Origin of the sequence: Candidatus Manganitrophus noduliformans (genome assembly GCF_012184425.1) — a bacterium.
GTDB lineage: Bacteria > Nitrospirota > Nitrospiria > SBBL01 > Manganitrophaceae > Manganitrophus > Manganitrophus noduliformans.
Map to the genome: position 1 here is coordinate 1273915 of NZ_VTOW01000001.1, position 16415 is coordinate 1290329.

Sequence of the window (16415 nt, forward strand, 5' to 3'; positions counted from 1 at the left end):
TCTTTTATCAAGGGATTAGTTAATGGCTAGCTTTTCAGAAAAGATTGGAGTTGTAAAACCCAATCGGACCCTTCAGGTAACCTCTATAAATGAGGCTCTCCGCAATTCACTGTGGAATCTTTTTCTTGACCTGTACGAAGATGACCGGTCTCGTTATTGGAAACGAGTTGCTGATTACACCGCGAAGTGTTTTAGGAAGGTGCCAAAAGATGAATTGCCTTCTCGTGATTACGACAGTCGGACATGGGTCAAGGAGTACTTCTACTCACTAGAGTGGTATAGGGTATATGATTTCATCGAATTTCTTGTCCACAATCACCGCAATATGACTGCCGAATCCTATGGTGTTCATACTTCCTACCACCGCTTCGATACTAGTCAACTCATTTCTGTAATAAATGCCATCTTGGAGCGTGAGCTTTCTGGGTTTCGTTTCATTCAAGGAGAGCTTGCACCGATCACAAATCCGGTCGAAATAGCAGAAATTGATGACGCCGTTGAGGCTTCCAGGAAAAAAGGACTTCATGGTGCACGAGAACATATTTGTACCGCTGTTAGGCTTCTATCCAAAAAGCCCGACCCTGATTATCGTAACGCAATTAAAGAAGCCATCAGTGCTGTTGAGTCCGTGGCCAAACAAATTACAGGCTCAGATACAGCAACACTTGACGCTGCATTGAAGCAACTTTCATCTAAAATGGAGCTTCATGGTGCCCTTAAGGCTGGTTTTTTGAATCTCTACGGATTTACAAGTGACGAAAGTGGTATACGACATGCCATTCTGGATCAACCGACAGTAGGTTTTGTGGAGGCGAAATATATGACTGTCGTATGCTCTGCATTTGTGAACTATCTAATTGTAAAGGCAGATGGTGCAGGTTTGTTGAAGTAACTGAGTATGAGGGTTGCTCATTGAACTAGAGTTTAGGGGCGTCACGGTGGGGCGAATTATTTTCTTATTATGATAGAAGAAGAGCGGAGGCCGATTCAAAAATGAAATCTTCTCCAAAGAGAAGGATCCCGTCTGGAGAATCTCCGAGCGAAGAGCATGCAATTAATGAAGATATGCCGACTGAAGTTGCTTTCTTCCTTGGTGCTGGTGCATCTGTTGCAGCCGGTGTACCGCACACTTTTGGTTTCGTGGAGGAATTTATTGGTTCTCTAAGCGAAAGGCAGAGAGAGTTTGTACAATGCATCAAAGCTATATTAGAAAAATGGGGACTTAATCAAAATCCGGTAAGACTGGTAGACATAGAACTTTTACTTGAAAGTTTGCAGCGTTTAGCTAACAAGGAACAAGATCTTCTGTTACCTTTTTTCGAAGAAAATAAGTTACGTCTCCCGAAAGATTTTGACGCAAATTCTTTACTAAAGGATCTACGGAATTTTATTAAATCAAAGGTAATTGTTGAAGTGCAAGCAATAAATTATCTAGGACCATTGCGTGGATTCATCCAAGAGTTTCATCCTTTAGATATTTATTCAGCAAATTATGATACTTGTATCGAGTTGTTCTGCACTGAGAATAAGTTAGTGTATAGAGATGGTTTTGACGAAGCTTGGAATCCGAAAGTGTTTAATGATCCGGATACGGATGTTCGCCTTTTTAAGATTCACGGTTCTATTATGTGGTATGGAAGTGATCGAGGACGATATCTTAAGATACCTGTAATGTTCACGAAAGATGATTCTTCTATTGAACTTTTAACAAGAGAACGTGTACAACACCTCATGCTATACCCAGCTCAAAAGTACGAATATGTTGAGCCCCTCTTTGAGTTATTGTTGGAAATGAAACACCGGTTATTATTCTGTAAAACCCTATTTGTTATTGGTTACTCTTTTAGGGATGATCACATTAGAAGAATATTTTGGGATATTGCGAGAAGTAATAGAGAATTCCATATAGTACTAATTAGCCCGAACGCGTGGGAGATATATCAGACTCGGTTGAAAACATATGATGGAGTAATAGCATCATCTTTAGAGGGAAGGGTTATCTGTTTGCCGTATCTCTTTGAAAAGGTTTTGTCTGCATTAAAGAATGAAATCTTTAACAGTATTAGATCCTCGCGTGCCTCTGCAGAAAAAAGGAAACAAGCGGAAATATCTGGGTCAAATATAGACTGGTCAGAAGGTCTACTACAAGCAGCTAGAGGTGGTGATAATGAAGTACTCTATCAAATTCTAGAAAAGCTTTCCCAAGTTTATAAAGAGGGGGTTATAAAAAGAACTTATCTCAATAATGAGCAGATATTTGAAAGTGCCTTTCTAGGAATCATTCATGCTGCTGGGAACAATGACAATAATATGATCCCACACTTCTGGGGGAAAATCCGAGAGGTTATTCTATCGATCATAGGTGACTTAAAAGTTGATGTAAATCCTCTTGCTTCTAGGTTGTACATTAATTTAATGTCTGGCGGGAGTATTGCGACGGTTGTAATTCTGATTAACAAAGTACAAAACCTAATTATTGCGAGGCAACAATGGATGAAAGAACCACAGGCTCTAGCTTTTTTAACAGATATTTTGTCTGATCTTGGGCAAGTATAAAAACCGTGGGCTCAAGACAATATTAGTTTTTCTGACTATGTCGTCTCAAGGGATTTGAAAAAAACGGAATTGGAAAACATCCTAACTGTGATAAGCGGAAAAAATAACTGTGTTTTCGATAACGAGGATAAAGCTCCAATAATTAGCAGATTGGTTATTGAGATTGAAAAAAAGAATATCCTTGAATCTGTAGATAGGAGTGAAAATAAAATTTTATAATGTGGTTTTTTGAGGCTATAAATATAAGTAATAATTTATTTTCGATTATTCTCATATATAAAACTAAGAAGACTGGTTATTGAATTTAGTAACGTGGTATCCAACCCGAAGTAGAGCTTTGAAAAGATAAAATCATCTGCACTCCTACCTATTCCTAAGTCGAATTCATTCGAGGTGAGCGATGTATCTCCCATTAAAGATTGCGCATTGACTTCTACATGGAAACGGCACTATTAATAGCAAGCGTATATAGTTGTCCGACAATCGGAGGTTCCAAAGCATGGACGCGCAGAAGATCGTTCTTGTTCTCGCGGGAGGGATTGCGGTCGGACTCCTCGGCTACAATCTCAATGCGCTCCTGCCCGAATGGCAGCGGACGATGCGGTTCGTCGTCCTCGGATCTCTCGGCGGCGTGATCGGGATAGCGATCAGACACTTCAAAGAAATTTCGGGGGGCCGGTTGAGCAAAGAGATGTTTCAACGCGCCGCGCTCGGCTTGGCGGCCGGTGCCGCCCTCGGGGTGGCCTTGGCGGCCAATCCGCACGTTCATCTCTACCAGCATTATTTCAGAGGGACGGAAGGGATCTGGCTTCTCTTCTTAGGGGCGCTGGCCGGCCTTCTCGGGGTGATGCTCGTTCGGGTTCTCGGTCGGGTTTCGAGTAAGGACGGTGCAGATGCGAACCTTTAGTCAAAAGCAGAATCCCTCTCATCGATCAGTTTCTCCCAGTCTCGCTCCGTCGAATCATCGCACCGATCCAATTCCACACCTGCAGCGTACCCTCGGCAACCAAGCGGTCCAACGGTTCATTCAACGAAAGTTGACGGTCAACACGCCGGGAGACCGCTACGAGCAGGAAGCGGATCACATCGCCGATCAGGTGATGCGGACGTCTGCGTCTCCTTGCGCCTGCGGCGCATCATGCCCCAAGTGCAAACAAAATGGGAGCGGGCCACTGCAGATGAAGCGGGCTCACGAACACGATTCCGGCAATAGGACCGCCCCGCCTGTCGTAAACGAGGTGATCACCTCCCCCGGCCAGCCGCTCGATTTGAGCACCCGTCAATTTATGGAATCCCGCTTCGGCCATGACTTCAGCGGGGTGCGGGTGCACGCCGATGCCAAGGCGTCCGACTCCGCCCGGCAGATCGAGGCCCTTGCTTACACGGCCGGGAGAGACATCGTCTTTGCCGCCGGCCGCTACGAACCGGCAACGGCGGCGGGACGGCATCTGCTCGCCCACGAGCTGGCCCATGTTGTCCAACAGACCGGCGGGGGGAGCGGAGCGATTCAACGTCAGCCGGATCCTTCGATGGAGAGCGATTTTCAACTTTCCCCCTTCCGGCCGACCGATCTGCGGGAGAATGCGTCGCCCCTGCTGGCGAGCGCCCTCGGATCGACGACCATCGATCGCTTCCCGACCGGCAGCGCCAAAATTCCAAAAGAGGGCGAGGATGCGCTCCGTTACGCCGCGCGGCAGATTCTCTATTTCATTCGCACGTATCCTCTTTCTACCGTCCACATCGCCGGCCACACCGACCGGGTCGGGAAAGACGAGAAGAATCTCACCCTGGGACAAGATCGGGCCGATGTGGTGAAAGCCTTTCTGGAGGGGGAAGGGGTTCCCGCCGGCCTGCTCAGCACCGAGAGCAAAGGAGAGAGCGAGCCGGTGGTGCCGACCAAGAATGAGCAGCCCGAGCCACGCAACCGGCGGGTGAACGTCTTCTTTCGGGTGCAGAAAAGCAATATCTCATTCGGCATCGATTATACTCTCAAGCCGCCCGAGCGGCCCACGTTCGAAAAGCCTACTGTCATCTTCCCGCCGAAGCTGCCGCCCGGTTACGACCCGAATCAACGGAGAATCCCGTACCGCGATCCGGCCGAGACCGAGTGGTGGGATCGCGCCAAAGAGAACCAGCGCATCATCGATGAGATTGACCGAAAATATCCGAGAAAGAATAAAAGCCTCAGCGAAGCGGCGATCGATGTGCTGATGGATGAAATATTCAAGCCGATCCTGAAAGAGCTGCCGATTTCCGACGATTTGCGCAAGAAGGCCGAAGGGGGCATTCGGAAAGGGCTGGAAGCCGGCAGCGAGAAGGCGTGCGAGGCGGTGATCGATGCAACGGGCGCCGGAAGCAGCGAGAAAGAGGCGCTCAAGGCGGCGTGCAAAGCGGCGCTCAAGCAAAAGCCGGCTGAGACCGGGAAAAAATAGAATCGCGCGGCATCCATTGTCAATAACCTGATCCATGCTGAAGCCGCATCAACGCAGCGCATTGAGGGACATCGTTTCGCGGCGACGCGATGTCTTGTCCATCCGCCATCACAAGGAGACAATCATGAGCGCTCCAAACCTCGAAATCAAAGTGGAACCGGTCGAATCCGGCAAAGCCGTCTACCTTCCCCTCGCGGCGACAACAGCGACCGGAAAAACAATGGTGAAGATCGTCCTCCGCCTGCGGATCAAAAACAACAATGGACGCGGCATGGTCAAGGTGAACAAGATCCAGTTTTCCTTCCCCGGCTCCTCGCATGCCGCGGCGAACATGCAGGGGGTGAACATGGACGGCAGCCTCGACCTTGCCGCCGGCGCGGCCGCCTATTGGTCGAACGGGCGGGTCGATCTCGACCCCGATCCGGATGTCGATGACTTCATCAACAACGCTGTCTACCTGAACACGCCGGCGCCGTCGCAGATCAAAATTTCGGTGAGCTGCAAGGACTTCACCGATCCGGCGACGGTGACGATGTCGCTGGCCCCTCACAAGAGCCCGACCCCCGAAGGGGCTTACCGGTTTCCCTATGCGGCGGGAGAGCTTCGGAAGGATGAGTATTATCAGACCGACGCGGTCCACTGGGCCAACGGCGGGGCGAAGGGGACGCAGATCTTCGCCCACGACATCGGCGTGGTCGGCTGGGACCCCAAGGCGAAAAAATGGTCGAGCCTCCTTCCGGGAGGCGCGTCGTCGAAGAATGAAGATTATCGGATCTATAACAAACCGCTTCGCGCCGTGGCGGACGGCGAGGTGGAAGAGTGGTTCGACGGCATGGACGACAACACCGTCCTCGGCGAGTTTCCCGATCCGACGCCGAGCCCGGGCGCGGGGAACAACATCTGGATCCGGCACGGTACGGAGCTGGTGAAATATGCGCACCTTAAAAAGGGGAGCATCCCCGCCGAGCTCATGAAAAAGGGGGCGCGGGTGCATGAAGGCCAGATGATCGGGCGGGTCGGCAACACGGGGAACTCCACCAACCCGCACACCCACATCGAGTGCGTGAGAGATTCGACGTCGGGGCCGCTCCGGCCGCTCCCGTTCCGGGCCGGATGGGTGGTCGACCGGAGCAAGCTGAAGCCGCCCGGGGCGAAGGGGCCGTGGTTTGCGCTGCGGGGCCACGGCATCTCGAAAGAGGCCGTCTCGATCTGGCCGGCGTCGACCTATCCCGGATTCCCGGTGCCGACCGTCGGGATTTCGATGCAGGGGGACTGGGCGAACTCCTACTGGATCAGCCCGGACCTGGCCGGCTTCCAGCAGAAGGCGCAGGCGCTGTTCGATGATCATGGACGGCGGCTGATCCGGATTGCGACCTTTGTCGAAAACGGGAACCGGCGGTGGGTCGGAATCTCGCGCGCCGGGACCTGGGCCAGCCGGTGGTGGATCAGCAACAATCTCTCCTCGTTTCTGGCGAAGGCCCAGGAGATGTTCGATACACAAGGTTTGCGTCTGATCCAGGCCGGCAGTTACCTTGAAGGGACGCAGCGGAAGTGGTTCGGGATTGCGCGGGGAGGGGACTGGGCGAGCCGGCTGATCGTCAAGCCGGACCTCGGAAGCTTCTCGAAGGAGGCGCAGAAGCTCTTCGACGAGAACGGCCTCCGATTAATCTATGTCACGACCTATGTCGAGGGAGGGAAGCGGAAATGGTTCGGCATCTCCCGCTCCGGCGATTGGGCGAACCGCTGGTGGATCAGTCCCGACTTCGGCAGCTTCCGGACGAAGTCGCAAGACCTCTTCGACAACGAGGGGAAGCGGCTGGTGCATGTGACGACCTACGTCGAGAGAAGCCAGCGGCGGTGGGTGGGGATCTCCCGCTCCGGCGATTGGGCGAACCGCTGGTACTTCCGGAGCGATCTCGACTCCTTCAACCTCGAGGCCCAGCGGCTGTTTGATGAGGAGAAGCTCCGGCTGATTCACGTTGAGATGCTGGAGTAGGAACGAAGCGTGGCGGCTGGAGCACGCATCGGAAAACGGATAAGAGGACTTTTCCTCCTCTGGGGCGCGATTGTCCTCCTCGTGACGGGATGTGCGACGCGCCCCGCCACGCCGCCGACCCGGAGCGGGCCGCAGCCTTGCGACACCTGCATCGAAGGGGTTTCCAATTTTTCAAAAGTCTCTCCCCTGCTCTGGCGGGGAGCGCAGCCGACCGAAGCGGGATTCCGAAACCTCGAAGCCGCCGGAGCGAAGACGATCATCTCCCTTCGCGAGCACCATGACGATCTTCCGCTGTTGGAAGAGACGAAGCTCAATTACCTGCGTATCCCGATGGATGCCTGGAACCCCGAAGAGGCGGAGCTGGTTCTGTTCTTGACGCAGCTTGAGAGATTATTGAAAGATCCCGACAGCGCGCCGGTCTTCGTTCACTGCGCCGAGGGGAAAGACCGAACCGGGTACAGCATCGCCGCTTACCGGATGCTCTTCGAGAACTGGACCGCTGAGGATGCCATTCATGAGATGTTCGATTTTCGCTTCAACACCGTCTGGTTTCGCAATCCCGGTTTTCTTAAGCGCCTGGATATTGAACGGGTTCGAAAGCGGATGCAACGGGCGCCTTAACGGGCCTTCCTCTTCCATTGACACTTCCCCTCTCTTCCGCTACAGTAAGGCCATGCTTTTTCCCTGGACGGGGCGCGTTTTTTAAAAACGGGTCATCCCCGCACATTGCTTAATCAGTTGAGGTGTCAATGAAAGCAGTTCTCAAGTACAGCATTCTGGTGATCGGATTGGCGATTGCCGGGTACTATATTTTCCACCTGGTGACTTTCCTCTCCCCCGCGACCGACATCTTCGCTCCGATCAAATAAGGAGGATCTGTGGCGCGTCGCGTCGCAATTCTCGGTTATGGAACCACCCCCTTTCGAGCCCGCTGGATAGATAAGAGCTATTATGAGCTGGCGTTCGACGCCGCCAAGGCCGCCTTAAAAGATGCCGGTCTCTCCCACGATCAGATCGAATCGGCCGTTTACGGGATCTACAACGATCTTTTCCAGCGGCAGTTCATGCCCGATGTCTACGTCCATGACTATCTCGGCCTCGGCCTCAAACCGTCGCTCCGCGTCACCACCGGCGGGGCGACCGGCGGAGCCGCCGTCCACACCGGCTTCGCGCAGATCGCCTCCGGCCTCTATGACATCGTCCTCGTTCTCGGCGTCGAGAAATGCTCCGACGCCTTCGACCCCCAATTAAAAAGCAGCACGCCGGAAGTCTTGAAGGGGATCATCTACTCCGCCGACATGACTTTCGAGGCGCCGCTGGGGTTGACCCCCGCCGCCTCCTACGCGCTCCCGACCGTCGCCCACATGGAAAAATACGGCAGCCCGACCGAACTGCAGATGGCGAAGGTCTCCGTCAAAAATCATAAAAACGCCTTCGACAATCCTTTTGCTCAGCGTCCGGAGCGGATCACCGTCGAAGATGTCCTCCGGTCGAAAAAGATCTGCCACCCGTTCAAATTCTACGACAACTGCCTCTACTCGGAAGGGGCTTCGGCGCTGATCCTCGTCTCGGAGAAAATTGCAAAAAAGGCGAAGCGGCCGGTCGCCTGGATCACCGGCGTCGGCGCTTCGACTGACATGGCCTTCACCGGGAACCGGCCCGACTACGCCGAGTTCGGCTCATCGATCGCGGCAGGGAAGGCGGTTTACAAGATGGCCAAGATCAGAAACCCAAGAAAGGAGCTCGACTTCGCCGAGCTACACGATGCCTTTACCTCCGCCGAGATTCTTTCTTATGAAGCCTTCGGTTTCTGTAAACCGGGGGAGGGAGGCCGGCTGATCGACGACGGGGTGACCGAGATGGAGGGCGATCTCCCGGTCAACCCGAGCGGCGGGCTGATCGGCTGCGGCCATGCGGTCGGCGCCACCGGCGTGATGCAGATGGGCGAAGCAGCGCTCCAGGTGACCCGCCGGGCGGGGAAACGTCAGGTCAAAGGGGCGAAGCGAGGCTTGGTTCAGGGAATCGGGGGACCGGCGACTTCGTGGACCTTTGCTTTCATTGTCGAGGGAGAATAATGGCGCGAAAGAAGAAAGAGCCCCGACCGGACGTTGTCCCCTTTGAGATCCCCGACCGGATCGAGATGAACTACCGCTACAGCTACGGCGGGATCTCCCCTTTTTTCCGGGCGATCAAAGAAGAAGCGAATCTCCTCGGCAGCCGCTGCGCCCGCTGCAAAAAGACCTATCTTCCCCCGCGCATCAACTGCTCCCAATGTTACCGTCCAACGAAGTGGGTGCCGCTCGGAAACGAGGGGACCGTGATTACCTGCACCACCGTCTACTATGCAACCTCCCGCTTCTTCTCCAAGACCCCCTTCGTCTGCGCCTACATCCGGGTGGACGGCGCCGACACCCTCCTCCTTCAAAACATCATCCTCGATGACGTGACCCAAGCCCGCCCCGGCATCCGTGTTCGCGCCCTCTTCCGCCCGGAGCGCAAAGGGGAGATGGCCGATTTTTATTTCGTGCCGGTGTAGCCGGATTCCCGATCTTTTCTTCAAGTCGACGGGGTGAGAGCAGGCTGGTTCCGGGTTTTGGTCTTCCGTTCCTTGTAGTGCGAATGGACCCATGCCGGAAGGGTTAAGCTGAGGATGAATAACATGGAAAGGAGCAAGGCCGGACCGGTTCTGTATGAGGCGATCGGTTTTCGGACGAAGAATTCCAGTAGATAAAGCATCAGGAGGTGATAAGTAAACACCGGCAATGAATGCGCTCCCAAAAAGGCAAACCAACGCCACCGAAAAAGGTGCGGATAGGCTTGAACAAGCCGGGCGGTTAAGTAGGTGATGAGGAGGACGTTGATTAATCGGAGCCAGCCGAGATGGCTCTTTTCGGTTGCCTGTTGAATCGAGAAGGGAAAGACGGAGTCGAACAAAGCGGGTTGATGCCGAGCCAGAAGGAGAAGAAAGGTGAGGATCAGGACGATCGGAAAAAGGACGGGAGGATCCGGGAGGCGCGCAGCGAAGGTGGTTCTTCCGTTGAATCCCAACCAGGTCCCGAGAACGAAGAGAAATTGCCAGGCGAAAAGGTCGAAATAGCCGAGCTCCGATTGGGGGAGGGGGAGCATGGGCGCGGTGAAAATTTCTCTCAGGCCGGCTTGAGAAAATCCCCATAAGGAGAGACTGAACAGCAAGACCGCCGTGCCGCTTCCGTTTTGATAGCGCCGGATCAAAAAAGGGACAACCAGCACCAGAAGGGTGTACATCGGAAGAATATCAAAAAAATGCGGCCGGTAAAGTGTCGCCGCGCCGAGAAGAAGGGCCGAGAGCGGTTCCTCGCGGATGATCAGGAGGCGATCGGTCCACCGGCTCTCCGCCGCCGCGAGGGGGAAGAGCTGGACCAGCGCGAAAACGAAAAGAAAGGAGAGGAGATGATAAAGATAAATGCGCCGGGCGTTGTGGAAGGCGCGTTGCGCAATCGACGAAAAGGAGGGAGCTGTATAGGCCAGTCCGGTCGCCAGGCCCGATAAAAGAAAAAAACCTTCGGCCGCCGAGACGAAACCGAACGGCTCATGCGTGAGCCGGCGAAGCGGGCCGCCGTCGTGATTGAGGGTCATCACGACAAGAAAAAGTCCCCGCAATGCATCCAAGGCGTCGTTTCTTTTCATGGAAGGGGTGCCTCCGTCGGACCGGGCAGAGAAGGGGTCTAGATCTATTTTATCTTTTTGGAGGATTCCGCCACAAGGCTGGGCCGGTGTTGGAAGGGGTGGATCGCTTGACAGCGCATCATCTTCTGCTATCTTCTCATTAGGTCCCCGTGCCGGTAACGGATCTATTCAGAAGTGAAGGAGAAGGAGATGGATAGTTTTATTTTGGCCCTTGAGAATCGAGACGATAAACGGAAACATCCCCGGCTTCCGGTGGTCAGCAAAGCGACGCTCCTCTCGGAGCTTCCCTTCGTCAAGGTGATGATTACCAACATGAGCCTTTCCGGTCTTCTTTTTCATTCCCGTAAGTGGTTGGATTTCGGAAAGACGGTTGCGCTTCAAATCGAGGGACGGTTCCGAAAAGAGGCCTTCCGAGAAGTGGTGACAGGAAAAATCGTAGCGGTGAATCGAGGCGGCGTCGGCTACTCTTACGGCGTACAATTCGACGAGGTCCTCACCTTGGAGAACCAGCCCTCGCTCTACCGCTATCTTCAAGCCGGCAAACGCTCCGCAGTCAGAGAGTGATGTTCCGCTGAGCCGATCCATCGGAGAAGAGGATGCCCAATTTTTTTATCGGAATGGAAGGGCCGGACGCCCCTTCTCTGGATCAACGAAAGCAGCCCCGCATCGCCTTCTCCGGGAAGGGAAGCGTCATTTTCGGGCCGCGGCCGATCGAGATCACAATCAGCAACATCAGCCTCTCCGGTCTTCTCTTTCATACGAAGGAGCGGTTTGATCTCGGGAAACTGCTCACCCTTCGGATCATCGGAGAAGAAGAAGGAAAACCGTTTGAAGAGAAGACGGCCGGAAGAGTCATGGCGGTGCATCGGGGCGATAGCAGCCATTCCTACGGATTGCAGTTTCTCGCTCTCCTGACCGCCGAAAAACAACCCTGCCTCTTTGCTAAGATCCAACGGGTTCTCCAGAACAAATCGTGACGTCAAGCCCTGCCTCACCAACACCCCGTCCCTTCCAAGAAACGTTGCAGCGGAGACCGGCTTGCCGGGGCCGGTCTCCTGTGTTAGACTCGCGCCAGGATCAAACCAGGTCCACCTAAACCATCGACCGGCTGAATGATGGCCATTCCCGATCCGCTTCGCTCCATCCCCGCCCTTCTCCGCCGGCAGGCGGAGCGCTTTCCCAATAAAGTCTTTCTTTTCTTCAAAGAGCAGGAGGTCACTTACCGCCAGCTTGATGAGCGGACCGAGCGGATCGCCGAGAATCTCGCCCGGTTCCAAATCCGGCCGGGGGAGAAGGTCGCCCTTTTCCTTCCAAACATGCCGGAATTTCTCTTCGCCTTTTTCGGGACGTTGAAGCTCGGGGCGGTGGCGGTGCCGATCAACACGCAATTGAAGGGTGAAGAGGCCGCCTATATTCTTCGGAACTCCGAAAGCCGCGTCTTGATCACCACCCCTACGCTTTATTCCGTTATCGCGCCGAAGCGGTCCGGGCTGCCGACGTTGGAGCAGGTTTTTCTGGTCGGTGAGCGGGCAGGCAAGGGAAGAGTCTTCTCCTCTCTTTATGTGGCCGGCGGCTCGCCGTTGCAGATCGATCTCCGACCGGACGATCCGGCGGCGCTGATCTACACCTCCGGGACGACCGGATCGCCAAAGGGGGTGATCCTGACCCATTGGAATTATCTCTCCAACGTGGCGCAGTTCGTTCGGCCGACGCAGATGACCGAGCAGGACCGCTTCCTCTGCATCCTTCCCCTCTTCCATGTCAACGGCCAGGTCGTGACGACGTTGGGTCCTCTTTTCATCGGGGGGAGCATGGTCCTGATGGAAAGGTTCTCGCCGAAAGACTTCTTCATTTACCTGGAGCGATTTCGCGCAACCGCCTTCTCCGGTGTTCCGACGATCTATGCGATTCTCCTCCACGCCGAGGAGACGAAAGCGCATGACCTCTCATCGCTTCGTTTCTGTATTTGCGGGGCGGCGCCGATGCCCGTGGAGCTCTTTGAAAAGTTCGAGGAGAAATTCCGTGCGTTCATTCTGGAGGGGTATGGACTGTCGGAAGGAACCTGCGTCTCCTCGGTCAATCCCTTGGGGGGCCTGCGAAAGATCGGCTCGATCGGCCTTCCCCTTCCGGACCAGGAGATGACGGTCATGAATGACCGTGACGAGGAGGCGCCGGTGGGGGAGGTCGGCGAGATTGTTGTCCGAGGCGAGAATGTCATGGCAGGTTATTTCAAGAATCCGGCGGCGACCGAAGAAGCGCTGCGCGGCGGCCGGCTCCACACGGGCGATCTCGGCTATCGTGACGAGGAGGGATTTTTCTTCATCGTCGGCCGGAAGAAGGAGATGATCCTCCGGGGAGGGGAGAATATCTATCCGAAAGAGATCGAGGAGCGGCTTTATCGGCATCCGGATGTCTTGGAGGCGGCGGTGGTCGGGCTGCCTGATCCGGTGTGGGGAGAAGAGGTGGCCGCCTTCATCATCCCGAAACCGGATGTCTCATCAACCGCCGAAACGATCATCGCGTATTGCCGGGAACACCTGGCCCGATTTAAATGTCCCAAGGAGGTGATCTTCATGGACGCTTTTCCAAAGACGGCAACCGGAAAGATCCAGAAGGGGAAACTGAGAGAAACCTATCTCCAACGGGAAGAAAAATGACCCGCCGGTTCTTTGATGATTTTGAAGTGGGGGAGAGGTTTACCACCGAGGCGCGAACAATCACCGAGAACGATATTGTTCAGTTCGCCGATCTCTCGGGAGATCACCACCGGCTCCACCTCGACGAAGCGTATGCGAAGAAGACCCCCTTCGGCGGACGGATTGCGCATGGGTTGCTGGGGCTTTCGATCGCATCGGGTCTCTGGGTACGGCTCGGTCTTTTAGAAGAGGGCGTCATCGCCTTTCTCGGCTTGGCGTGGAAGTTCATCGCGCCGGTCCGGATCGGTGATGCCGTGCATGCCGATGTCATCGTGAAGGAGAAGAGACCGAGCCGCAAGCCCGATCGGGGCATCCTGACCCTGGAGGCGGCGGTTCTCAATCAACGGAATGAAACGGTGCAAGAGGGGAGCTGGACCCTTCTCTTGAAGCGAAGGCAAGAAAAGCGATCATCTCGAAGCGTTTAAAGGTTCAGTTGATAACCGACCGCTGCGTCAGATCGCGTCTTCGACAATCCAGAAAAAGTGATTCGGAAAGATTTTTGCCAGAAAGAGATTCTTGTCCTTGTCGTGATCGAAGATGCGCCGATCGAGGAGATGGTTTGCGAAGCGGTTGTGAAAAATCCGGAGGTGTTCTTGACCCGGCCTTCCCTCCAGCAGAGCGATTGCGCTCAGCTCCGGAAAGTGTCCCTCCTGAAGGGCTTCCTGAAGGTAGCGGTGTTCCAGACCGGGCAGGCCCCCCTTGTGGAGAACCGGCATGAAAGGGGTTTTCTCCTTCTTGAACTGTTTCGACCGTTTTTGAGCCTCTTTCAGTTTTTCCCGGATTTCCGTGGAGGCATCGTATTCGAGGACCACTGCAAAGAGCTTCCCGAACGGGCTTTCGATCAGGTAGTCGGAGGGGGCCTTTTTTGTTTTCGATGTTCCCTTGTAGCGGAGAGAGAATCGTTTTAGATAATCCTGAAATGAGGACTCACCTGTTCTTTTTTCCTTTACTGCCTGCATCCACCATCCTTAATACGGCGACCACTCTTCCCAAAACCTGAACCGATTGATCCTGTCGAACGATGATCGGTTTCATCTCGGGATGGGCGGGAGATAAAATGATTTCTTTCTTTCTCTTCGTAAAATACTTGAGCGTCGCCTCTCCGTCGACAAGCACCACCGCCATCTCCCCATTTTCCACGGTTTGCTCTTTTTGCACCACCACGTAATCTCCGTCGACGATGTGGGCGTCGATCATGCTCTCCCCCTTCACCCGAAGGACGAACGCCGATTCCCGGGCGGCGATCATCGAATCGAGCAAGAGCTCTCCCTCCATGTTTTCTTCGGAGAGAAGGGGAAGCCCGGCATGGACTCCGCCGAGAATCGGAAGAAGGCGGCCCTGTCGAGGGGGAGGGGTTTTAATGCGGATCGCTCGCGGTTGTCCGGGGAGACGTTGAATGACCCCTTTACGGACGAGGGTGTCGAGATGTCTCTTGACCCCCATCGGTCCGGCCAGCCTGAAATGCCGCGCGATTTCACGGAGGGTCGGCGGAAACCCGTGTTCATCCAGGAAGCGTCGTAGATACTGATAGATCGCTTGCTGTCGTTTTGTAAGAGCGGCTCCCGCCATTCCGTCCCCCGGAAGTCTACAAGTGTAGACCTCCCGCGCGATCCTCATCGTAATCATTTTTTCATTCCTTGTCAAGGCGGAGTTCACCTCGGATCACCCGCTTCGCGTGAACCCTTAAGTTGTTATCACATGCTCGGTTTCGTTGACAAAAAACCCTTTTGTGTTATCCTTTTTCCACCCGGAGCAGCCGATGAAGAAGATCTTAATCGCCGACGATGAAGTCCCGATCCGCCTCCTCATTCACAGCACTCTGGAAAGCGAGGAATACCACATCATTGAATCCGAGAACGGTCCCGACACAGTCGCAAAGTGCTTAGAGGAAAGACCGGATCTTCTGATCCTCGATTTAATGATGCCGGGGATCAGCGGAGAAGAGGTTTGCAAAAAGGTTCGGTCGGATCTTCGGACCAAGGCGATCCCCATCATTATCTTGACCGGTAGGGGGAAGCTTTCGGAGAACGAAGCAAAGAGCTTCGATGCAAATGTCTACCTCACCAAACCCTTCAGCCCTCTTGAACTCCTCGACTGCGTCAGCAAGATCTTAACCCGAAAAAAATGATGGACTTCATCCCCAGTCAAAGACCAGGCGAATCGAGGGAGCTCTCTTCCGTCGATCGAGATCTGGAGCGATACCTTCGGGAAGAATTTGGTTATTCCGGAACGCAGCTCGCCTATGTTCTCCGAGATCTGAAGATTCTTCTTAAGAGAGAAAAACTCAAGACGCGAGAGTTGGAGACGGCGTACCAACAGATGTTGCGGTATGCTGAAGATCTTCGGAAGAGCTATCTGCATGAACGCCGGCAGAGAGAACAGCTCATCCAGAGCCAAAGAGCGACCGCCATCACGCTCGCCAAGGCGATCGAGAAGCGCGACCGCTACACCGGCGGGCATACCGACCGGGTGACCGAATATGCGAAGCTCACGGCAAAGCTACTCGATTGGCCGGAGGAACGATTGGCGGTGCTGGAGCTGGCCGGGCATCTCCATGACGTCGGGAAGATCGGCGTCCCCGATGCCGTTCTCAATAAGCCCGGAAAGCTGACGGTCGAGGAGTTCGAGATGATGAAGGCCCATCCGGAGATCGGCGAGCAAATTATCCGCGGGATCGATTTTCTGGAAGCGCTGGTTCCGTATGTCCTCTATCATCACGAGCGGTATGATGGAAAGGGATACCCGAAGGGGCTCTCCGGCGAGGCGATTCCGATCGAAGGAAGACTGTTGGCCGTCTCCGATACCTTTGATGCGATGACGAGCAGCCGTCCCTACCGCAAGCAGCTCGATCCCGAGCGCGCCATTGAGGAGATCAAACGTTGCTCGGGGACCCAGTTCGATCCGAACATCGTCGTCGTTTTCTTGGAAATTTGGAGGGCCGGCTTACTCGACCCGATCCTTCTCGGAACCTCCCCCCTTCCTCCCGATCCCGCTTCTTAATTGAGATTTCCGTTTCGAAAATCGCGATCGTCTTGTCAATATCCCACTGTGGTAACTCAAAAGGGACCC

Annotated in this window: 17 protein-coding genes; 14 read left to right on the top strand and 3 right to left on the bottom strand. The window is 54.4% G+C overall.

The window, feature by feature from the left end:
- Positions 1-22 precede the first annotated feature (22 nt).
- From MNODULE_RS06355 to MNODULE_RS06390, 8 genes are all read left to right on the top strand, one after another.
- A complete protein-coding gene (locus tag MNODULE_RS06355; RefSeq protein WP_168058606.1) occupies positions 23-892 on the top strand; it encodes an AbiJ-NTD4 domain-containing protein in 870 nt (289 codons plus the stop codon).
- Between the two features lie 101 nt (positions 893-993).
- Positions 994-2556, top strand: a complete 1563-nt coding sequence (locus tag MNODULE_RS06360) for an SIR2 family protein (RefSeq protein ID WP_168058607.1) — start codon at positions 994-996, stop codon at positions 2554-2556.
- Positions 2557-3055: 499 nt separating this feature from the next.
- Positions 3056-3463 (top strand): hypothetical protein, encoded by a 408-nt coding sequence (locus tag MNODULE_RS06365; RefSeq protein ID WP_168058608.1) that lies wholly within the window; start codon positions 3056-3058, stop codon positions 3461-3463.
- A complete protein-coding gene (locus tag MNODULE_RS06370) occupies positions 3450-4988 on the top strand; it encodes an eCIS core domain-containing protein (RefSeq protein ID WP_168058609.1) in 1539 nt (512 codons plus the stop codon). Before MNODULE_RS06365 ends, MNODULE_RS06370 begins: the two co-directional genes overlap by 14 nt.
- 124 nt (positions 4989-5112) lie before the next feature.
- Positions 5113-6984 (top strand): M23 family metallopeptidase, encoded by a 1872-nt coding sequence (locus tag MNODULE_RS06375; RefSeq protein WP_168058610.1) that lies wholly within the window; start codon positions 5113-5115, stop codon positions 6982-6984.
- A gap of 9 nt (positions 6985-6993) precedes the next feature.
- Positions 6994-7605 (top strand): fused DSP-PTPase phosphatase/NAD kinase-like protein, encoded by a 612-nt coding sequence (locus MNODULE_RS06380; RefSeq protein WP_168058611.1) that lies wholly within the window; start codon positions 6994-6996, stop codon positions 7603-7605.
- 257 nt (positions 7606-7862) lie between these two features.
- Positions 7863-9059 carry a thiolase C-terminal domain-containing protein gene (locus MNODULE_RS25240; protein WP_168058612.1) on the top strand — a complete coding sequence of 399 codons (1197 nt, stop codon included), beginning with the start codon at positions 7863-7865 and terminating at the stop codon, positions 9057-9059.
- Positions 9059-9520, top strand: coding sequence for a Zn-ribbon domain-containing OB-fold protein (locus tag MNODULE_RS06390; RefSeq protein ID WP_168058613.1), 462 nt, complete (start codon positions 9059-9061; stop codon positions 9518-9520). Before MNODULE_RS25240 ends, MNODULE_RS06390 begins: the two co-directional genes overlap by 1 nt.
- A gap of 20 nt (positions 9521-9540) precedes the next feature.
- Here MNODULE_RS06390 and opgC read toward each other — a convergent pair whose 3' ends face one another.
- Positions 9541-10650 (bottom strand): OpgC domain-containing protein, encoded by a 1110-nt coding sequence (opgC, locus tag MNODULE_RS06395; protein WP_168058614.1) that lies wholly within the window; start codon positions 10648-10650, stop codon positions 9541-9543.
- Between the two features lie 189 nt (positions 10651-10839).
- Here opgC and MNODULE_RS06400 point away from each other — a divergent pair, with 189 nt between their 5' ends.
- The 4 genes from MNODULE_RS06400 (at position 10840) to MNODULE_RS06415 (ending at position 13771) form a co-directional block, all read left to right on the top strand.
- The gene (locus MNODULE_RS06400; RefSeq protein WP_168058615.1) at positions 10840-11214 is read left to right on the top strand and encodes a PilZ domain-containing protein; all 375 of its coding nucleotides are present in this window, start codon (positions 10840-10842) and stop codon (positions 11212-11214) included.
- A gap of 32 nt (positions 11215-11246) precedes the next feature.
- Positions 11247-11627: a PilZ domain-containing protein gene (locus MNODULE_RS06405; protein ID WP_168058616.1), complete on the top strand. Its 381-nt coding sequence runs from the start codon at positions 11247-11249 to the stop codon at positions 11625-11627.
- Positions 11628-11762: 135 nt separating this feature from the next.
- Entirely contained in the window at positions 11763-13307 is a 1545-nt protein-coding gene (locus MNODULE_RS06410; RefSeq protein WP_202882127.1) for a class I adenylate-forming enzyme family protein, read from the top strand.
- Entirely contained in the window at positions 13304-13771 is a 468-nt protein-coding gene (locus tag MNODULE_RS06415) for a MaoC/PaaZ C-terminal domain-containing protein (RefSeq protein WP_168058617.1), read from the top strand. The genes MNODULE_RS06410 and MNODULE_RS06415 overlap by 4 nt, the downstream gene beginning before the upstream one ends.
- A gap of 27 nt (positions 13772-13798) precedes the next feature.
- On the opposite strand, the gene MNODULE_RS06420 is transcribed toward MNODULE_RS06415, so the two are convergent.
- Both MNODULE_RS06420 and lexA read right to left on the bottom strand, forming a co-directional pair.
- On the bottom strand, positions 13799-14305 hold the full coding sequence (locus MNODULE_RS06420; RefSeq protein ID WP_168058618.1) for a hypothetical protein: 507 nt from the start codon (positions 14303-14305) through the stop codon (positions 13799-13801).
- Positions 14274-14972: a transcriptional repressor LexA gene (gene lexA / locus MNODULE_RS06425; RefSeq protein ID WP_168058619.1), complete on the bottom strand. Its 699-nt coding sequence runs from the start codon at positions 14970-14972 to the stop codon at positions 14274-14276. Before lexA ends, MNODULE_RS06420 begins: the two co-directional genes overlap by 32 nt.
- A gap of 133 nt (positions 14973-15105) precedes the next feature.
- Here lexA and MNODULE_RS06430 point away from each other — a divergent pair, with 133 nt between their 5' ends.
- Complete coding sequence (locus MNODULE_RS06430; protein ID WP_168058620.1) at positions 15106-15474, top strand: response regulator; 369 nt, start codon at positions 15106-15108, stop codon at positions 15472-15474.
- The gene (locus MNODULE_RS06435) at positions 15471-16346 is read left to right on the top strand and encodes an HD-GYP domain-containing protein (RefSeq protein ID WP_168058621.1); all 876 of its coding nucleotides are present in this window, start codon (positions 15471-15473) and stop codon (positions 16344-16346) included. Before MNODULE_RS06430 ends, MNODULE_RS06435 begins: the two co-directional genes overlap by 4 nt.
- Positions 16347-16415 lie beyond the last annotated feature (69 nt).

Coding starts and splice junctions, on each gene's coding strand:
- MNODULE_RS06430 (WP_168058620.1), top strand. CDS start 15,106: ATGAAGAAGATCTTAATCGCCGACGATGAAGTCCCGATCCGCCTCCTC.
- MNODULE_RS06415 (WP_168058617.1), top strand. CDS start 13,304: ATGACCCGCCGGTTCTTTGATGATTTTGAAGTGGGGGAGAGGTTTACC.
- opgC (WP_168058614.1), bottom strand. CDS start 10,650: ATGAAAAGAAACGACGCCTTGGATGCATTGCGGGGACTTTTTCTTGTC.
- MNODULE_RS06390 (WP_168058613.1), top strand. CDS start 9,059: ATGGCGCGAAAGAAGAAAGAGCCCCGACCGGACGTTGTCCCCTTTGAG.
- MNODULE_RS06400 (WP_168058615.1), top strand. CDS start 10,840: ATGGATAGTTTTATTTTGGCCCTTGAGAATCGAGACGATAAACGGAAA.
- MNODULE_RS06410 (WP_202882127.1), top strand. CDS start 11,763: ATGATGGCCATTCCCGATCCGCTTCGCTCCATCCCCGCCCTTCTCCGC.
- MNODULE_RS06375 (WP_168058610.1), top strand. CDS start 5,113: ATGAGCGCTCCAAACCTCGAAATCAAAGTGGAACCGGTCGAATCCGGC.
- MNODULE_RS06435 (WP_168058621.1), top strand. CDS start 15,471: ATGATGGACTTCATCCCCAGTCAAAGACCAGGCGAATCGAGGGAGCTC.
- MNODULE_RS06360 (WP_168058607.1), top strand. CDS start 994: ATGAAATCTTCTCCAAAGAGAAGGATCCCGTCTGGAGAATCTCCGAGC.
- MNODULE_RS06365 (WP_168058608.1), top strand. CDS start 3,056: ATGGACGCGCAGAAGATCGTTCTTGTTCTCGCGGGAGGGATTGCGGTC.
- MNODULE_RS06420 (WP_168058618.1), bottom strand. CDS start 14,305: ATGCAGGCAGTAAAGGAAAAAAGAACAGGTGAGTCCTCATTTCAGGAT.
- MNODULE_RS06370 (WP_168058609.1), top strand. CDS start 3,450: ATGCGAACCTTTAGTCAAAAGCAGAATCCCTCTCATCGATCAGTTTCT.
- lexA (WP_168058619.1), bottom strand. CDS start 14,972: ATGATTACGATGAGGATCGCGCGGGAGGTCTACACTTGTAGACTTCCG.
- MNODULE_RS06405 (WP_168058616.1), top strand. CDS start 11,247: ATGCCCAATTTTTTTATCGGAATGGAAGGGCCGGACGCCCCTTCTCTG.
- MNODULE_RS06355 (WP_168058606.1), top strand. CDS start 23: ATGGCTAGCTTTTCAGAAAAGATTGGAGTTGTAAAACCCAATCGGACC.